The organism is Rhodocytophaga rosea (genome assembly GCF_010119975.1).
Lineage (GTDB): Bacteria > Bacteroidota > Bacteroidia > Cytophagales > 172606-1 > Rhodocytophaga > Rhodocytophaga rosea.
In genome coordinates this window covers 1,788,884-1,807,627 of the sequence record NZ_CP048222.1, presented here as the reverse complement: position 1 = coordinate 1,807,627, position 18,744 = coordinate 1,788,884, and the positions used below count along the sequence as shown (strand labels likewise).

The following is an 18,744-nucleotide window of genomic DNA, read 5'->3' as shown; positions in this document are numbered from 1 at the left end:
TCGGATTACGCTAAAAAATGAATAAAATTTGTTTTCAGAACATAAGCGGAAACTAATTTTTCGTTTAATAGTATCTGATAGTACCAATTTCTAAATACCTAATTGAATGTTATCATCGCAACGAATATTACTCATTCTGATACTGTTTCTTGCCTCATTTGTGAAAGCCCATGCCACCCACGTTAGGGCAGGAGAAATCACGGCTGTTAGGGATACAAGTGCTGCTAACCGGAATACCTTAACTTATATTTTTACTTTCAAACTATACCGGGATACAGAAGGTGTTCCTCAGCAATCAGTTACCCTCAATTTTGGTGATGGCACCAGCCAGACGGTTGAAGACCGTGTTACCAGAAATTTAGGTAATCTGACAGAAGAGCTTACCTTTACGTTTACTCATACCTACAGTGCTCCTGGTGTGTATGTGGTGAATACCAAAATTGAAAATAGAAATGGAGGAATTGTAAATCTGGCATCTCCCTCCGACCAGATTAGTTTTTATGTAGAAACCATCTTATTTATTAACCAGTCTATAGGTATTAACAATACTCCTGTATTGCGGATTCCACCCATTGACTTGGCCCGGGTAGGACAGCGTTTTGTGCATAACCCGGATGCTTTCGATATCGATGGCGATAGCCTGGCTTACAGATTACTTGTACCTAAACAATCTACCAATACAACCGCCAGTGGTTACCGGGACCCAACTGCATTGGGTGGCAGAAGCGAATTAGGAGGTGCGCCTATTTTTAGTATAGACCAGGAAGGTAGTTTAGTATGGGATTCTCCAAACTTGCCAGGTGAATACAACGTAGCGTTTGTAATCGAGGAATGGAGGAATGGGATCAAGATCGGGGAGGTGGTCCGGGACATGCAGATCATAGTCCGGGACAATCCCAACAACCGGCCCAACCTGGAAATACCTAATGATACCTGTATTGTGGCCGGCTCTTTTCTGCAGGGGGTGGCCACTGCCACTGACCCGGATAAGAACAGAATCCGCCTGACTGCCAGCAGCGGCTTGTTTCAGGCTAATTTTCCTCCCACCCGGCCTACTTTCTCAGCCACTGCTCCAACACTTAATCAACCTACTACCGGCACCTTTACCTGGGCAAACAGTGAGTGTGTGCATGTGAGAAAGGAACCTTATCAGGTGGTGTTCCGGGCAGAAGATCTACCTTCTCCTGATACGTCACGAAAACTAGTGGACATCAAGGTATGGCAGATCACGGTGGTGGGTCCAAGACCAACAGGTTTGCGGGCTACTCCTCAGGGCGCCAACATGCAACTTTCCTGGGATGCTTACACCTGTTCAAATGCGGCTGAAATGATCATTTACCGAAGAGTGGGCTGTACAGACATTGATACCAGTGTGTGTAACACCGGCCTTGTGGCTGCCACCGGCTATGTGGAGATCGGCAGGGTGCCCATCGGCACTACAACATTTATTGATACCAACAATGGATTGGGACTTGATCCGGGCACCAACTATTCCTATAGGATCGTAGCCGGGTTTGCCCCGCCACAGGGAGGAGAAAGTTTAGCTTCGGCTGAAGCCTGTACCGCTCTGAGCCTGGACATGCCCTTTATTACAAATGTGGATGTGCAAGCCACTTCTTCCACACAAGGAGAGATCTTAGTGAAGTGGATACAGCCTTTGGAGTTAGACACCAAAGTCAATCCCGGACCTTACCGTTATGATTTGTACAGAGGCAATGGTTTTCAAGGAGGAGCTTTGCAGCGAATCCGCACAGTAACACTGAACAGTTTTTCTCAGGCCACAGCAGGAGATACTACTTACCTTGACAAAAGCCTGAACACAGCTGATTCTGTCTATCACTATGTCTTGTTTTTCTACACAGGAGCCGGTCTGCAGGATTCCACCCAATCGGCTTCCAGTGTTAGGTTGACAGCCACACCGGTGGTGAATGCCATTGAGTTAAGCTGGCAGGCACAGGTGCCCTGGAGCAATGCCAACACCACTCATAAGGTATACAGGGAAAGCAGAGCAGCCAAAGGCAGTTTTGAGTTGATTGCCACTGTGGAGGTAGGGGCAGAAAGCTCTTTCCGCTTTACAGACACAGGCAATGGGATCGTGTTGGATGAGGATTCGCTGTATTGTTACTATGTGGAAACCTCAGGCAGCTACAGCACCAGTAAGATACCCTCACCTTTGCTTAACAAGTCACAGGTGATCTGTGCATCTCCGCTTGATACCTTGAAGCCTTGTCCGCCTTTGCTTGCCATAGATGTGTTGGATTGTGCTTCGTTTGTAGCTGACAAAGGCAATTGTAATCTGAGTTCTTTCTCAAACAAGCTTACCTGGGAACCGGCCGCGATCAGTGCCTCATGTGATGAGGATGTGGTGGGCTACAGGTTGTATTACAAGCGTTATATGGAGGATGAGGACTATGAGTTGATTGCCAGTTTGCCTGCTACAGCAAGGGAGTATGTCCACAGTGGCCTGCGCTCTTTTGCCGGGTGTTATTACCTGACAGCAGTGGATGAGGATGGACAGGAGAGTGATCCGAGCAATGAAGTCTGCAAGGACAACTGTCCCTATTATGAGCTGCCCAATGTGATCACAGTCAATGGGGATGGCAAGAATGATGAGCTGAGACCCTTTGAATGTCCTTTGTTTGTGGAGAAGGTAGAGATCAGCATTCACAACCGGTGGGGCAGGAGTGTGTTTGAAAGTGAAGACAACATCTTTATCAACTGGGATGGAAGATTGAGTTCTGGTGAGGGATCAGGAGGAGGGCAGGTGAGCACAGGGGTATATTATTATCTAGCCAAGGTTAGGTTTGCCCGCCTGAGCAGAAAGGATGAACTTGTCGAGATCAAAGGTTGGGTCCACGTGTTGAGGTAAATAACCCAATTGCTAAAGCCTAATTTAAGATATACAGAATGCCTGGAATTAATCCGGGCATTCTGCTTGTTAAAAGGGAGTGGTGATAATACTATTATAAGAAGTTATGTATACTATACTATTTGATGGGGTTTGTAACTTGTGTAATGCCAGTGTAAACTTTATAATTGACCGGGATACACACAATAAATTTGTGTTTGCTGCGCTTCAATCAGAAAGCGGACAAAAAGCTATACAAAAATGCAAAATTGCTATCCCTCAGAACGATTACGACAGCTTGATATTAATCAAAGGAGACAAAGTATTTAAAAAATCCACAGCAGCTTTAAAGATAGCGAGTGAATTAAGTGGTGGGTGGCCACTGTTTTATCTATTCATAGTTATACCAGCACCCGTTCGGGATATTTTTTATACACTTATTGCTAAAAACCGATATAAATTATTTGGCAGAAGTGACTCCTGCCGCTTGCCAAGCGCTGAATTGAATCGTAAGTTTATTTAACTTCCCTCCATTTTAATTCAGTTTATTCGTTTTTACGGATTGTAGTACAGTTTTAAATAAAAACAATGGAAGTTTTGAAACTTATTACCTATTTTGTTCCGTATTTCTTAAATTAGCTGCCTGTTTTTATATTCATAGATGAGAGCATATATTTTTCCTGGTCAGGGATCGCAATTCACTGGCATGGGCAAAGAACTGTACGAGCAATCCACCAAAGCCAGAAACTTGTTTGAGCAAGCCAATGACATTCTCGGATTTAATATCACCCGGATCATGTTTACCGGTACGGATGAAGAACTCAAACAGACCAATGTAACCCAACCAGCCATATTTATACATTCAGTAATATTAGCCAGTGTTGCAGAAGATTTTCGGCCTGATATGGTAGCCGGGCATTCCCTGGGAGAGTTTTCTGCACTGGTAGCTAATGGAACCTTATCCTTTGAAGATGGTTTACGTCTGGTTTCACAACGGGCAGAGGCTATGCAGCGGGCCTGTGAACTCAATCCTTCTACGATGGCAGCTATTTTAGGCCTCAACGACGAAACAGTAGAGAGAGTATGTGCCCAGATCGATGAGATTGTGGTTCCTGCCAACTATAATTGTCCTGGGCAACTGGTGATCTCCGGAAGTATGAAAGGAATTGAGATTGCCTGCATACAACTAAAAGAAGCTGGCGCTAAACGGGCATTGCCTCTGCAGGTAGGAGGGGCTTTTCATTCTCCATTAATGGAACCAGCCAAAGAACAACTGGCAGTAGCCATTGAAAAAACATTTTTTAATACCCCCTCTTGTCCTGTATATCAGAATGTAAATGCACAACCAGCTACAGATGTACAAACTATTAAAGCAAACCTGATTGCACAACTGACTGCCCCGGTACGCTGGACGCAGTCTGTGCAAAACATGGTTAATGATGAAGCAAGTACATTTATTGAATGCGGACCTGGAAAAGTATTGCAAGGATTGGTAAAAAAAATCAGTCCTGAAGCTTCGGTTGCCAGCATCTAATTATTAATTTGAAAGTGCACCTGAAACCTGCCATTGATATAAATACAAATTAAGTATTTTTTATACAATGGCTTTGAAAGAAACCTATGAAACCACTACCGGTATATAGCCTGATTAAAGTAATACCCCGATGGACTATCCTTCAGATAGATATAATTATTTGCCTGATTTCTATTTTCTTAGCCTTTTTATTACGATTTAATTTTGAATTATCCCATATAGAATGGCCCTCATTTTCACTGGCTGCTATACTGGTGGTTTCTTTAAAGCTGGTATTTTTTCTGATTACCAAGAGCTTTGCAGGCATTATAAAATATACCAGTGTAGAAGATGCCAAGCGCATTTTTTATGCATTGACCTATAGTTTGCTGATCCTCCTGCTAATAGATTTGATATATTATTATTATACCCAGATATATATTATCCCGGTTTCTATTCTCATTATAGATTATTGTGTGTCTATGCTCAGCATGGCTGCCTTCCGGATTCTGGTTAAGATCATTTATTTTGAATGGAAAAACCAGCAGAGCAGCCAGTCGAGCGAGAAAGTGAATATAATTATTTATGGTGCTGGAGAAGCTGGTGTAATTACTAAACGCACCATTTCGCAGGACAAAGATAATAATATGAATGTAGTGGCTTTTCTGGATGATGATCCTGCAAAGGTAAAAAACACCATTGATGGCGTTCCTATCTATCAGAATACAGCGGATAATTTATCGAGGATAATCCGTCAGAAGCAGGTAGAAGTGCTTATTATTGCTATCCAGGGAATTTCACCTGAACGAAAAAAGGAGATCATTGATTATTGCCTGGCTTTTGGTGTACAAGCCAGAAGTATTCCTCCGGTTCAAAAATGGATCAATGGCGAACTGAGCCTGAAACAGATAAAGGATGTAAACATTGAAGATGTATTAGGCCGTGATCCTATAAGCCTGGATAAATCCAAGATCAGCAAAGATATTGAAGGAAAAACAATTATGATTACCGGTGCCGCTGGTTCTATTGGAAGCGAACTGACACACCAGATATTACCCTTTTTGCCAAAAAAGCTGGTGTTAGTTGATCAGGCAGAATCAGCATTATATGACCTGGAACTGGAATTATCTGAAATGCCGGTTAAGATAAACTTTGAAACCAGAATATGTAATATTACCAATGCCAACCGGATGGAAAAGATTTTCCGGAACTATAAACCAGATATTGTTTTTCATGCGGCTGCTTATAAGCATGTACCAGTAATGGAAGATAATCCATCAGAAGCGGTACTAACTAATATTCTGGGTACTAAGATTGTAGCCGATCTTTCTGCCAAACATGGAGTAGAAAAATTTGTGATGATATCTACCGATAAGGCTGTAAACCCAACAAGTGTAATGGGAGCATCCAAACGTGTTGCAGAAATTTATATTCAATCTCTCAATAATCACCTTGCCCAGAAACCATCACCTGTTCAACGTACCACCCGATTTATCACGACCAGGTTTGGCAATGTGCTGGGGAGCAATGGTTCTGTTATTCCCAGGTTTAGGAAACAAATTGCGCAGGGAGGGCCAGTTACCATTACCCACCCGGATATTACCCGTTATTTTATGACTATTCCTGAAGCTTGCCAGTTAGTTTTGGAAGCAGGGAGTATGGGTGAAGGAGGGGAGATATTCCTGTTTGATATGGGTAAATCTATCAAAATTGTAGATCTGGCTAAGAAAATGATTAAACTTTCCGGCTTAACACTTGGAAAAGACATTCAACTGGTATTTACTGGTCTGCGCCCTGGCGAAAAATTGTATGAGGAATTACTTAGCAATGAGGAAAATACCAAGCCTACACACCATCCACAGATATTGATTGCCAAAGTACGTAAATATGATTTCCAGTTGATTCAGGAACAACTGATGGATTTATCTAATCTCTTGCCTCTGCATAACAATGAAGCAGTCATTCTTTGTATGAAGAAGATCGTTCCCGAATATATCAGCCAGAATTCAGTGTATGAGAAACTTGATAATCCGCAGCCATCGGTGAATTAAAGATCTAAGTAACAACACGTACATCCAGCGTATCCGGGCAATTTTGAAGCAATTGCAAATTGGTTTGTTGTAATACCGGATGAATATAATCAGGGGCGATTTCAGCCAAAGGTACCAGGGTGAAACGCCTGTAAGCGATTTGCGGATGTGGAATGATTAGAACTTCCGTTTCGACTACCAGCGTATTAAAGTATAGAATATCAATATCAATCAACCGGGATTCCCAGCGGGCTCGCCGCTCCCGGCCCAAATTCTTTTCAATTTCATTGATTTTTTGAAGCAACATTTGAGGGCTTAGATCAGTTTGTATCTCAAGTACCTGGTTCAGAAAGGCCGGCTGATCAGTATTTCCCCAGGCAAGCGTTTGATACACAGCCGACTGCTTAGTGATATTTCCAGCTTGTAAGGAGAGTAGTGTTCTGGCTTGTTCGAGATTTAGCTGTTTGCTACCCAGATTACTGCCCAGCAATAAATATGAAATAGTTGCCATTCATGTAAAAAAACCAAAAGTATGTATTCTGTTTTATAACTTTGTTATATTTTATAATTCTATTTATGCAGGCACATTAGTGAATTTATGTTATTTCATTGATCTGTGTAAATAAGGTAGGCTGATTTGTTATTTAACATGTATAACTTTTTAATCCATTATGCTTCAATTTCTTAAGTTTGTTTTTGCAACCATCATAGGTTTGGTCATATTTTCTTTCCTACTGCTATTTATTGTGATGGGTATTGCGGCTTCAGCTTCTTCCACCGACCCGGTAAAGGTAGAGGCTAATTCTGTATTAAAACTCAAGTTTGATAAACCCATTGTTGAAAGAGGAAGAGACAATCCCCTGGACGAACTCGAACTCCCTTTTACACCTGAGGCCAATGTGGGGCTAATCCAAATCCGGGAGGCCATTGCCAATGCGAAGTTAGACAATAATATAAAAGGCATTTACCTGGAAATGGATATGTTTCTGGATGCCGGGTATGCTACCATTGAAGAAATTCGCAATGCACTTATAGACTTTAAATCTTCCGGTAAATTTATAACGGCATATGGCGAATACTATACAGAAAAAGGCTATTATCTGGCTTCTGTTGCCGACGAAATTTACCTGCATCCGGTGGGAGGAATTGAACTAAATGGGATCAGTGCGGAAGTTTTATTTTTGAAAGGTACCTTTGAAAAATTGGATATAAAGCCTGAGATTTTTAAAGTGGGAGAATATAAAAGTGCGGTTGAACCATTTTTCCTGGATAAAATGAGTGAACCCAGCCGGGCACAAACCATTTCTTATCTGAACTCCATTAATAATTTTACCATTAGCAATATTTCCAAAGCCAGAAAACTGCCAGTAGAAGAGGTGAGGAAACTGGAAGATTCCTTGCTGATCCGGGAACCAGAAGATGCGCTCAAATATAAACTAATTACCAACCTGGGGTATTATGATGAGGTAGATGCGGCTATTAAGAAAAAGCTCAAACTAGGTTCTGACAAGAAAATAGGCTTTATTAGCTTATCCAAATACCTGAAAGCTGAAAAATTACTTAAACAAGGTAGTTTTGATAACCGCATAGCTGTAATTGTAGCTTCTGGCGATATTACTTCTGGCGAAGGTGATGACAACACCATTGGTTCTGATAAGATAGCCGCTGAAATCCGCAAAGCCCGCCTGGATAAAAAAATAAAGGCTATAGTGTTGCGTATCAATTCACCCGGAGGTAGTTCTTTGGCCTCTGATGTAATGTGGCGGGAAGTAGTAGAGGCTAAAAAAGCAAAACCAGTAATTGCCTCCATGTCTGATCTGGCGGCTTCAGGTGGATATTATATGGCGATGGCTTGCGATACCATTGTGGCGCATCCGAATACCATTACAGGTTCAATAGGTATTTTTGCAGTACTGTTTAATGTAGAGAATTTTCTGAAAAATAAACTCGGCATGACGACGGATAACGTTAAAACCAATAAGTATGCAGATTTAGGTTATCCTACGCATACGCTTACAGATTTTGAAAGAAATGTGATACAGAGCAGTGTAAACAGAGGATATGATATTTTTACCAGCAAAGCAGCAGAAGGCCGTGATATGCCGGTAGATTCTCTCAAAAAGCTAGCTTCCGGCCGGGTGTGGACTGGCTTAGAAGCCAAGGAAAATGGACTGGTAGACGTATTAGGTGGCCTGGATGATGCCATTGCTATTGCGGCCAAGGCAGCTAAAGTAGACAAAGATTTCCGGGTGCGGTATTATCCGGCACAAAAAACATTTATTCAGGAGTTGTTCAGCGATATGAATGATGAGGCCGAAGAAAGAATTATGGAAAGTAAATATGGCGCTATGACTCCTTATGTAAAATCGCTGGAAAAAATCAGAAGCTGGGAAGGAATTCAGGCCAGGCTGCCATTTGATGTGGTATTAAAATAAGCCCATCAATTAACGTTAATTTTTCCTGAGTAATGGCTAAATTGGTACATATTTATCAATTTAGCCATTTATGTTTATATTGCTGGCTGTAAGTAATGCATATGTGAAAGGTCGCAGAATAATACAAATTCATCTATTATCATATATTCATTTATTACTTAAATCTTCAAACAGCCGTCTTGCTCAAAACCAAACCTTATTCTTATGAACATCAGAAACAACTGGACCCGCGAGGAAATTTCTGCTATATATCACTTACCAGTACTGGATTTAATTTTTAAAGGAGCTATTGCTCACCGGCAACACCACGACCCACAGGAAGTACAGGTATGCACCCTGTTATCTGTAAAAACCGGTGGCTGTCCCGAAGATTGTGCCTATTGTCCACAAGCAGCCAGGTATCATACCAATGTTAAAACCCATAAATTATTACCCACTGAAGAAGTATTAGCTGCCGCCAGCAAAGCAAAAGAATCCGGAAGTACACGTTTTTGTATGGGCGCTGCCTGGCGGGAAGTGCGCGACAATAAAGATTTCGACCGGGTGCTGGACATGGTGAAGGGAGTAAATCAGATAGGCATGGAAGTGTGTTGTACGCTGGGCATGTTAACCGAAGAACAGGCGCTTAAATTAAAAGATGCGGGCTTATATGCCTATAATCATAACCTGGATACCAGTGCCGAACACTACGACAAAATTATTACTACCCGTACCTACGACGACAGGCTTGAAACGCTGGATCATGTGCGCAAAAGTGGCATCTCTGTTTGTTCCGGTGGCATTATCGGATTGGGAGAAGCAGTAGAAGACAGAATAGGTATGCTGCATACTCTGGCAAACCTGCCCGAACATCCGGAATCAGTGCCGGTAAATGCACTGGTGCCTGTTGAAGGAACCCCACTAGAAGACCAGGAAAAAGTATCTGTGTGGGAAATGGTGCGGATGATTGCTACTGCCCGTATTATTATGCCTAAAGCCATGATCCGGCTTTCTGCAGGGAGAGTACGCATGAACCTAGAAGAGCAGGCTTTGTGTTTTCTGGCCGGTGCTAATTCTATCTTTGCCGGTGATAAACTCCTCACTACACCTAATCCGGAAGTAGATGCAGATAAGCAAATGTTTCAGGTGCTGAACCTGAAACCGCGCAAAGCATTTAAAGATGGTGTGGCTGTAAAATTTGAGCAAATTCCCTTGTAATCGTATATGGTGGTAAGAAGCGTGAGTTGTTATCAACCTGAATACCAGTATATACGTTTGTTCAGTTACTAGATACTTAGCTATGCTTGAAAAACTAATTGCAGCAGGAGAGGGGCCAACCATAGAATTTAAGAGTACTGTAGACAGTGCGCTGAAAATAGCCAAAACTCTTTCTGCATTTGCTAATACCAAAGGAGGAACATTATTAGTAGGTGTATCCGATAGTGGTAAAATCTCTGGTATCCAGTCGGAATTACAGGAAATGCAGAAAATTGAGCAGGCAGCTTCCTTTTATTGCGAGCCTGTTGTTGAACTATCATACCAGGTTTTTGAAGCAGCAGGACGGCAGGTATTGGCTGTTTATATTAACGAAAGTGAGCAGAAACCGCATATTGTCAGAAATGGAGGTGAAAAAACAGTTTATGTTCGAGCGAAAGATAAAAGTGTTCCCGCCGGACAGGAAATGACAAAGGTCCTCCAGAATGGTTCCTCTACACCCGTAAACAATGTTTCTGCCTCCAGAAATATTAAAACCTTGCTGACCTTTCTGCAAAAGCATGAATCGGTTACAATTAAAAAATATGCCAAAATGATTAATGTTTCTGAAGGCAGAGCTGCTTCTATTCTGAAAGAATTAGTCTGGCAGGGAATTTTACTTATTCATGATAAACAAACACCAGTTACGTATTCCTTGAAATAATCAGGTAATGAGCTTGTTTCTTATAGGCATCAAATAAAAAAGCCCTTTTAACAGGGCTTTTTTATTTGATGAGATTGGATATTAACCAATTTGTATTCTTTTGAAATTTGATACGGTTAATCCTTTATGTGCACTATCTAGTACTTGTGCTACCGTTTTAGAATTGTCTTTTACAAATTCCTGATTTAGTAACGTACTGTCTTTGTAGAATTTGTTCAGTTTACCCATGGCGATTTTTTCAAGCATCGCTTCAGGTTTTCCATCGGCACGGGCTTGTTCTTTTCCAATTTCGATTTCACGCTCGATCGTAGCGGCATCCACACCATCCTTATCCACAGCTACCGGACGCATGGCCGCAATCTGCATAGCCACGTCTTTCCCTACTTCAGTCACATCAGTATTACCTGTATTTTTAAGGGCAAGCAGTACGCCTAATTTACCATTAGAGTGAACATAAGGCACTACTTTTTCGCCTTCCAGTTTCTCGAAAGCAACAATTTCAATTTTCTCGCCGATTTTACCCATCAGGTCAGTCAGATGCTCAGATACCGGACGGCCATCTACATGCAGGGCAAGTAACTCGCCTGCTGTGTCCATTCCGTTTTTAACGGCTGCATCCAATACAGTATTTCCCAGTTTCTGAAATTCTTCATTTTTAGCCACGAAATCCGTTTCACAACCTAAGGCTACCAGTGTAGCAGTGGTGCCTGCATCATTTACTTTTACAAAAACAGCGCCTTCAGAAGTTTGTCTGTCGGAACGGGAAGCAGATACCTTCTGACCCTTTTTTCTTAGGATATCAATGGCAGCTTCAAAATCGCCATTGGCTTCGGTTAAGGCTTTTTTGCAATCCATCATACCGGCGCCGGTCATTTGCCGGAGTTTATTTACGTCTTGTGCTGAAATAGTAGCCATCATGATACGTTTTTAGTTTTGATATAGGGTTTGGTTTATAAGCTGTACTTAAAAAAAATTGAACACTGAATCAAAAGCTCAATGTTCAATTTTGCCTGCTTTTATGCAGTGAGTATTACAAAATATTATGCTTCTGATTCTGTTTCTGGCTCTTCCGTGTCTTCAGCAACTTCAGCTACCGGAGCAGGGGCAGAGGCAGCCTTTTTGCTGGCAGCCGCATCTACAGAACGCTTGGTTTCTTCTTCTTCCTGTAATTTCTGATCATCTTTATCTTTCTTTCTCTCCATTAATCCATCTTCTATGGCTCTACCAATGGCATGGGTAATGATAGAAATAGATTTATAAGCATCATCATTGCCAGGAATCGGGAAATCTACACTATCAGGATTAGAGTTAGTATCTACGATAGCAAATACAGGAATCCCTAATTTATGTGCTTCTGCAATAGCAATATGCTCTCTTTTTACGTCTACTACGAATAAGGCAGCAGGCAAACGGGTCAGATCAGCAATACCACCCAGCAATTTCTGTAATTTATCTTTCTCACGTGTTACCATCAGTCTTTCACGTTTCGCCATGTTGGTAAACGCTTCCTCTTTCATCAGCTTCTCAATAGAAGACATTTTTTTGAGGGATTTTCTCACCGTAGCAAAATTGGTAAGCATACCGCCTAACCATCTTTCGGTAACATAAGGCATTTTCAGCCTTCTTGCTTCTTCTGCTACCACTTCCTGCGCTTGCTTTTTAGTAGCCACAAACATGATTTTCCGGCCGGAGCGCACGATCTGTTTTACAGCGTTTGAAGCATCTTCTAAAGCCGCCAGGGTTTTGTTTAAATCAATGATGTGAATCCCGTTTTTCTCCATGAATATATATGGAGCGATCCTTGGATCCCACTTTCTGGTAAGGTGGCCAAAATGCACGCCTGCGTCCAGAAGATCTTTATACTGTAGTTGAGCCATTTTAATTGTTTTTGTAAGATGTTGAATAAAATCCGCTTTTTGCGGCAAGCCCTGCATCGGTCTCTACAAGCAAAGCTTATTTAAGTATTAATCGCTGGTTATCCCTTAAAACCATGAACAACCAACAAGGAGATGATTAACGTTTGCTGAACTGGAATCTTCTACGGGCTTTTCTTCTGCCGTATTTCTTCCGTTCTACCATTCTTGGATCTCTGGTAAGGAAACCTTCTTTTTTCAGGGCAGGACGATATTCCGCATTTACGCCGCACAATGCTCTGGCAATTGCCATTCTTAAGGCTTCTGCCTGACCGGTTGTACCACCGCCAGCTACATTTGCTTTTACATCATAGCTGCCTAGTGCAGATACTACACTGAAAGGCTGATTTACGATGGTTTGCAGAATGTCGGATGCAAAGTATTCCTTCACATTTCTCTGGTTTACTGTGATCTCACCTTTACCGGGAGTCAGGTAAACTCTGGCTATTGAGGTTTTTCTTCTGCCAATTGTATTAACAACTTCCATTTGTTTTTTAGTTAGGCTGAAAAGGGTAGACTTTCAGCAGTTTTATTTTTGGTGTAATATAAAAAGCTACAAGCGGATGGCTTATAGCTAAAACTTCAATTATAATTTTATTGTTTTAGGTTGCTGGGCTTCATGTGGATGCTCAGCGCCATTATATACGTACAAATTATGGAAAAGCTTTCTGCCTAAACTATTTTTTGGCAACATTCCGCGTACCGCTCTCTCAATAATGAGGGCGCTATTGCGGGCGGCTAATTCTCTGGGAGTTGCAAAGCGCTGACCACCAGGATGACCAGTGTGAGTAATATATTCTTTTTGAGTCCATTTTCTGCCGGTAAGCCGGATTTTATCTGCATTGATAACAATCACATTATCGCCGCAATCTACGTGAGGAGTAAAATTAGGCTTATTTTTTCCTCTGATAATTTTGGCAACATCACTTGCCAGACGGCCTAATACTGCCTGCTGTGCATCAATCAGAACCCATCCTTTTTCAACGGTTGCCTGGTTGGCAGAAATGGTTTTATAACTTAAGGTATCCACTTGTTAAAAATTTTAATAGTGTGATTTACAAACGTTTACTAATTCTTTGGAATGCAAAAACAATACATACTTTAATTATACTTTTTGTGCTGTTCTTGTTTTCTTTAAAAACGGAGTGCAAATGTAAAGGCTATTTCCCTGAAATACAATAGAGATTTCATTTTAATTTTATCCCAGTTAGTCTGCTATATGGCTGGTAACCTGATGTTAAAATTTGCTCTTTTTTTCACTAATAGCACGAAATTGATGTTTATTTGGATGTTAAGTATAACTCTAAAAGTACTTCCTCCGTTTTTATAGCTGTAACCTTAAACATGTAAAAAAATGATAGAGTCTCAAGAATTAAAAAACAAAGCTCAAGAATTAAAAGGTAAAGCAGATAGCTTTAATCCAGCATACAAAGAAGGTCCGGTAGCAGCAACCATTGAAAAATACACAGCAAAATTACCCTCAGATTTATTTCTATGGGCAGCTTTAGGTTCAATGGCTATTTCTGCTACGCTGAAAATTATGAAAAAAGACGAAGAAGCTCTTTTTGTAGGACAATGGCCAGCTCCATTCTTACTTCTGGGTTTATACAATAAACTCGTTAAAATGGAAGGATTTGAGAAAGATAAATAACATCCTGTATAACATAAAAACCCGGCTTAAAACCGGGTTTTTATGTTATACATACTTCTCAAAAGCTGAATGGCAATATCCTCAACATCTTTACAGCACCAGCTGCTTAATATCGAGTACATCCTGAATTTTCCTCTGCGTAACTGGTTTTTCGATATAGCCTAAAAAATTAAATTCATCTATTTTTTCTCTTTCCCGGTAATAAGGGGAACTGCTTAAAATAATAACAGAAGTATGTTTAGGTTGCACCCCTGGCATTTTATTCAATTCGGCTAAAAATTCATAGCCATCCATGCCTGGCATTTTCAGATCCAGGAAAATGAGTTGTGGAAAACAATCTTGCACTGGTACTTGGGTGTCTCCGGATGCAGACAGGCAGTTCTCCTGCAGGTAATCTAAAGCCTGACGGCTATTTTCAAAAATAATTGTTTCCAGCTTGTTGCTCATTTGCTCAATGGTAGACTGGGCAATAAAACTGCTAATTGTATCGTCGTCAATAATAAATACTTTGTTAATGTTTGGCATTCATGTAGAAGATAAAATGGTGAAGCAATAGGTAGACATATCCATTCAAAACGTAAAATTCTGCGAACAGTTCAATGGTTGCGCAGTATTTTACCGAGGTATATATAAGCAGAACCAATTGTAAACAGGTCAGGACAGGGCATCAGCAACAGAAACGATCAATTTCTCCTCATCTGTAAGATCGCTTGGCTGGCTGTTTTCCTGGGTGGGTAAATAGTCTTTACCCCGCAAACTCCATTTATGCTTTGCTCTGGTCAACTCTTCATAAATTATCTCAACCTGCTTATGTAAACTAATAATAATTGACTTTTTGGATTTTCCAGGGGCAACATTTGCGGCAATGGTAGCTTCTGAGCCGAGCAGTAACCGGTATAATTCAGGAAAATCAGCTGAGAATATTAATTTTAATTCATCTGCTTCTTTTTCAGCCTGCAATTGTTTGGCTGTATGAATTTCTTCCTGTTGCTTACGGAGCTTTTCACGCAACTGTTCAGCTTTTGCCTGGAGGTGATTTTGTGTGTTCATAAAATTATTATGATGTGAATTAACCAAAACTGTACATTTGTATATAATGGTATCAGATAATCAGGCATTTTTAAGCATACTTTCCCTTAGCAATTATGTTCCATTCGGGGAAAGATATAGAAAGTACAGATTCAGAAAAATACCCACTTCCAGGTATTTTCTAAATGAGCCCATCTGCCTGTACGATAAAAACCAGCCCTTTTTTGTAAGCTTATTTATTTCACCCGGATGGTTTTAATGTTGGTAAATTCCCGGATGCCGATGCCAGCCAGCTCCCGTCCATACCCTGACCTTTTTACGCCTCCAAACGGGAATCTGGGATCTGATTTTACAATGTCATTAATGAATACCATGCCTGATTCAATTTTTCTGGCGAGTGCTTCCCCTTTCTTCAAATCTTTAGTCCAGATAGAAGCCCCCAGGCCATATTTACAATCATTGGCCACATGAATGGCTTCTGCCTCATCTTTCACCGTAATAATACAAGCTACCGGGCCAAATAATTCTTCCTCATAAGCAGGCATTCCCGGCTTCACGCCTGTAAGTATAGTAGGCGTGAAAAATGCACCTGTGCGATTGATGCGGCCACCACCAGTAATAATTTTAGCGCCTTTTTTTATAGATTCCTTCACTTGCTCCAGTAATTCATTGGCCAGATCTTCCCTGGCCATTGGCCCATAGTCTACATCTGCCTTTTGTGGGTCACCAGCTTTCAACTGAAGCATATATTTTTTCATTCCTTCAATAAACGGAGCTGCTACAGATTCGAGAACAATAAAGCGTTTGGAACAGATACAACTTTGTCCTGTATTAATCATGCGGCCTTTTACGGCCATCTGGGCAGTATATTCCAGATCAGCATCTGCCAGTACAATAAATGGGTCGCTGCCGCCGAGTTCAAGAACTGTCTTTTTGATATATTTTCCAGCCAGTTGTGCTACAGTTGATCCGGCTCCTTCACTTCCAGTGAGGGTAACGGCTTTAATATTTTCATGGGAAATGAGCGTTTCAATCTTTTCTGAACCAATGAGTAAGCTCTGAAAAGCACCTTGCGGAAAACCGGCTTCTAGAAATACAGATTCTATGGCCATGGCGCACTGAGGCACATTGGAAGCATGTTTGAGCACGCCTACGTTGCCAGCCATTAGTGCCGGCGCAGCAAATCGGAATACCTGCCAGAATGGAAAATTCCAGGGCATAATAGCCAGAACGGCACCAATCGGCTGGTAGCTTATCAGATTACGTGTTCCTTCGGCCTGAATCAGCTCATCCTGCATAAATTTTTCGGCATTATCTGCATAATACTCGCAACCAATGGCACATTTTTTCACCTCTTCTATGCCATCTTTAAGCAGTTTTCCCATTTCTAGTGTCATGAGCTGGGCATACTTCTGCTGGTTTTTTAACAAAACCTTGGTTGCCTTTTTCATGAGTTCCCGTCGGTGTGCAAAGGTAGTATTCTGCCAGAACCGGAAAGTATCTTCGGCCAGTTCCAGTACCTGGTTCACCTTCTCTTCTGAGTCTTCTTCAAAACTTCTGACAAGCTGGTTGGTATAAGGATTTACAGATTGTATGGGCATATCAGTAGTGGGTCAGTAATATATGTTTACAGAAAAAGCAAATAGAGCGAGTCTGTGTTATTGAAACGCGAAACTTTTGCACGAAGGTATATTAATGTTTGACTTGAATTTCCTCTGCAGCATCAATTAACTGATTCGCTGCCAAACCAGCGGCTACTACTGCCAGTGGGGGCGCCAGTAATACGCCAGCAAAAGGAATGATCAGAAGCAGGTTAAAAGCCAGCCCATTCCCGATAGCTAGTCCTCTGTGATGGCGGATCAATGCCCGGCTCTGTGAAGCAGATAACCGCCTGAATTCATTGCGGTAATCTATCATTGAAAACCCCACAAAATAGCTTTCAATACACAAAACCAGAAGACCTGCAAAAGGAGTAATGAGTGGAATAAATGCAAGCAGATATAAAGGAATAGTGAGTAATAGTTCAAGAAAAAGGTTTTTTAAAGTAATGGCCAGACCTCTGAAAATATCATGAATGAGTTGCTTAACCTGAAAAGGATGTGACTGTCCGGTGAGGATTTCCTGGGTTTTTTCGGCAATAAGTGCCAGTGCCGGCGCCGAAAGCAGAAGAATGGTATAGCGGTAAAATTTAAAATAAAGCAGAAAAGAAATTAGTTTCACAAGAATTGCCATCAGCCATTCCAGTATAGTTCCTAGCGTTCCGGTAAGTGTGTCAACGCCTGTTATATCAATTAGCCAGCGGCTGATCATACCGGAAAATTCCCAAAGCAGGGTGCCTAAGGCAAAAAAAATCAACAAATTAATAATGGCAGGAATAATCACATACCACCACAGCCGATGGGTGCTAATGAAGGAAACAGCTTTGGGGTAGCTACCCATTCCGGTAGCGGCTTCTTTAAAAAATCGCATACAGCATTGTTTTGGTACGATGCCTGCGAAAATCGTAATTTCAGTTCAATTATCCAGAGCTTAACCCTGGATTATCTCAACTATTCCTGTTTACTTACCGGAAGGCCTTCTTCTTGCCAGGCATCAATTCCGCCATCTAGGTTATATACTTGTTTAAAACCCAGTTCTTTCATCAAATCCGCCGCTTTTTCTGAACGTACACCTCCTTTGCAATACAAAAAATAGGTTTTGGTGGTATCGAGCTTTTTAAGCTGGCTCTCAAAATCATCGTTTTTATAATCAATGTTAAGTGCATCGCTGAGGTGACCTTTGGTGTACTCTTCAGGTGTACGCACATCCAGTAACATACCATTTTGAGCTTGCAGGCTTCGCTGAAAATCGGAAGGTTCCAGTTCTTTGTACACAAAATCGCTTTGTGACTTGGCGCAAGCAGCTAGTAGCAACAGGGAAACTACATAGGGGAGGAGAAACACATATTTTTTCATGCGTAGTCTGGTTTTAGAGGGCAAACTTGCTTACTTAAAGATAACATAAACCATAGAAGAAAATTTCCTGGCTGCTATAAAATAAAAAAGGTGAAGCTGCTGCATCACCTGTATGTATCCGAAAGTAGAGGTAAACCGGGAGAAAACTTATTTAGCCTGACCAGCTTTGGCAGCAAAATCCTGCTTAATGGCTTCTATGTCCACATTTTTAATAACAGGCTTTTTTATCAGTTGCTTGATTCTTTCTACTCTGTTATTAGCTTTGGCTCTGTTTCTTTTTTCTTTTCTTTTTAATCTGGTAACGGCCATGATCGTATTTGTTTGAATTGAGGTGCAAACTTAAAAGTTTATGTGAACATTTGCAAAAAAAGCTTTGACTTATTGAAACCGAATCAGTTTTTTATTAATAATTAGATGGGCTTATCTTATGTTTTTAACTCTGTAAGCTCATCCATTCAAACACATTCATCCGCT

At 41.2% G+C, this 18,744-nt stretch carries 19 protein-coding genes; 8 read left to right on the top strand and 11 right to left on the bottom strand.

Going from position 1 to position 18,744, the window contains the following annotated elements; all coding sequences use genetic code 11:
* Nucleotides 1-106: 106 nt before the first annotated feature.
* The 4 genes from GXP67_RS07540 to GXP67_RS07525 all read left to right on the top strand — a co-directional run bounded on the left by GXP67_RS07540 (nt 107) and on the right by GXP67_RS07525 (nt 6,412).
* Entirely contained in the window at nt 107-2,869 is a 2,763-nt protein-coding gene (locus GXP67_RS07540; RefSeq protein ID WP_162442572.1) for a T9SS type B sorting domain-containing protein, read from the top strand.
* A gap of 106 nt (nt 2,870-2,975) precedes the next feature.
* The gene (locus tag GXP67_RS07535; RefSeq protein WP_162442571.1) at nt 2,976-3,371 is read left to right on the top strand and encodes a thiol-disulfide oxidoreductase DCC family protein; all 396 of its coding nucleotides are present in this window, start codon (nt 2,976-2,978) and stop codon (nt 3,369-3,371) included.
* Between the two features lie 138 nt (nt 3,372-3,509).
* Entirely contained in the window at nt 3,510-4,382 is an 873-nt protein-coding gene (gene fabD / locus GXP67_RS07530) for an ACP S-malonyltransferase (protein ID WP_162442570.1), read from the top strand.
* Nucleotides 4,383-4,468: 86 nt separating this feature from the next.
* Complete coding sequence (locus tag GXP67_RS07525; protein WP_162442569.1) at nt 4,469-6,412, top strand: polysaccharide biosynthesis protein; 1,944 nt, start codon at nt 4,469-4,471, stop codon at nt 6,410-6,412.
* 4 nt (nt 6,413-6,416) lie between these two features.
* Here GXP67_RS07525 and folK read toward each other — a convergent pair whose 3' ends face one another.
* Nucleotides 6,417-6,902 (bottom strand): 2-amino-4-hydroxy-6-hydroxymethyldihydropteridine diphosphokinase, encoded by a 486-nt coding sequence (gene folK, locus GXP67_RS07520; RefSeq protein ID WP_162442568.1) that lies wholly within the window; start codon nt 6,900-6,902, stop codon nt 6,417-6,419.
* 160 nt (nt 6,903-7,062) lie between these two features.
* On the opposite strand from folK, the gene sppA reads away from it, so the two are divergent.
* The 3 genes from sppA to GXP67_RS38530 all read left to right on the top strand — a co-directional run bounded on the left by sppA (nt 7,063) and on the right by GXP67_RS38530 (nt 10,723).
* Nucleotides 7,063-8,826 (top strand): signal peptide peptidase SppA, encoded by a 1,764-nt coding sequence (sppA, locus tag GXP67_RS07515; protein WP_162442567.1) that lies wholly within the window; start codon nt 7,063-7,065, stop codon nt 8,824-8,826.
* A gap of 204 nt (nt 8,827-9,030) precedes the next feature.
* A complete protein-coding gene (gene bioB / locus GXP67_RS07510) occupies nt 9,031-10,023 on the top strand; it encodes a biotin synthase BioB (RefSeq protein ID WP_162442566.1) in 993 nt (330 codons plus the stop codon).
* Between the two features lie 82 nt (nt 10,024-10,105).
* Nucleotides 10,106-10,723, top strand: a complete 618-nt coding sequence (locus GXP67_RS38530) for an AlbA family DNA-binding domain-containing protein (protein WP_162442565.1) — start codon at nt 10,106-10,108, stop codon at nt 10,721-10,723.
* Between the two features lie 81 nt (nt 10,724-10,804).
* Here the strand turns inward: GXP67_RS38530 and tsf are convergent, their stop codons facing one another.
* The 4 genes from tsf to rplM all read right to left on the bottom strand — a co-directional run bounded on the left by tsf (nt 10,805) and on the right by rplM (nt 13,666).
* Entirely contained in the window at nt 10,805-11,638 is an 834-nt protein-coding gene (tsf, locus tag GXP67_RS07500) for a translation elongation factor Ts (RefSeq protein WP_162447834.1), read from the bottom strand.
* Between the two features lie 125 nt (nt 11,639-11,763).
* Complete coding sequence (gene rpsB, locus GXP67_RS07495; RefSeq protein WP_162442564.1) at nt 11,764-12,600, bottom strand: 30S ribosomal protein S2; 837 nt, start codon at nt 12,598-12,600, stop codon at nt 11,764-11,766.
* 136 nt (nt 12,601-12,736) lie between these two features.
* Nucleotides 12,737-13,123 carry a 30S ribosomal protein S9 gene (gene rpsI / locus GXP67_RS07490; RefSeq protein ID WP_162442563.1) on the bottom strand — a complete coding sequence of 129 codons (387 nt, stop codon included), beginning with the start codon at nt 13,121-13,123 and terminating at the stop codon, nt 12,737-12,739.
* Between the two features lie 99 nt (nt 13,124-13,222).
* Nucleotides 13,223-13,666: a 50S ribosomal protein L13 gene (gene rplM / locus GXP67_RS07485; RefSeq protein WP_162442562.1), complete on the bottom strand. Its 444-nt coding sequence runs from the start codon at nt 13,664-13,666 to the stop codon at nt 13,223-13,225.
* Between the two features lie 324 nt (nt 13,667-13,990).
* On the opposite strand from rplM, the gene GXP67_RS07480 reads away from it, so the two are divergent.
* Nucleotides 13,991-14,287 (top strand): hypothetical protein, encoded by a 297-nt coding sequence (locus GXP67_RS07480; RefSeq protein ID WP_162442561.1) that lies wholly within the window; start codon nt 13,991-13,993, stop codon nt 14,285-14,287.
* A gap of 90 nt (nt 14,288-14,377) precedes the next feature.
* On the opposite strand, the gene GXP67_RS07475 is transcribed toward GXP67_RS07480, so the two are convergent.
* The 6 genes from GXP67_RS07475 to GXP67_RS36945 form a co-directional block, all read right to left on the bottom strand.
* Nucleotides 14,378-14,812 carry a response regulator gene (locus tag GXP67_RS07475; RefSeq protein ID WP_162442560.1) on the bottom strand — a complete coding sequence of 145 codons (435 nt, stop codon included), beginning with the start codon at nt 14,810-14,812 and terminating at the stop codon, nt 14,378-14,380.
* A gap of 129 nt (nt 14,813-14,941) precedes the next feature.
* Nucleotides 14,942-15,337 (bottom strand): hypothetical protein, encoded by a 396-nt coding sequence (locus GXP67_RS07470; protein WP_162442559.1) that lies wholly within the window; start codon nt 15,335-15,337, stop codon nt 14,942-14,944.
* 215 nt (nt 15,338-15,552) lie between these two features.
* Complete coding sequence (locus GXP67_RS07465) at nt 15,553-16,917, bottom strand: NAD-dependent succinate-semialdehyde dehydrogenase (protein WP_162442558.1); 1,365 nt, start codon at nt 16,915-16,917, stop codon at nt 15,553-15,555.
* 91 nt (nt 16,918-17,008) lie between these two features.
* Nucleotides 17,009-17,785, bottom strand: coding sequence for an EI24 domain-containing protein (locus GXP67_RS07460; RefSeq protein WP_162442557.1), 777 nt, complete (start codon nt 17,783-17,785; stop codon nt 17,009-17,011).
* An 80-nt stretch (nt 17,786-17,865) separates the two neighbouring features.
* Nucleotides 17,866-18,270, bottom strand: a complete 405-nt coding sequence (locus GXP67_RS07455) for a rhodanese-like domain-containing protein (protein ID WP_162442556.1) — start codon at nt 18,268-18,270, stop codon at nt 17,866-17,868.
* Nucleotides 18,271-18,417: 147 nt separating this feature from the next.
* The gene (locus GXP67_RS36945) at nt 18,418-18,579 is read right to left on the bottom strand and encodes a hypothetical protein (protein WP_197901657.1); all 162 of its coding nucleotides are present in this window, start codon (nt 18,577-18,579) and stop codon (nt 18,418-18,420) included.
* Between the last annotated feature and the right edge of the window lie 165 nt (nt 18,580-18,744).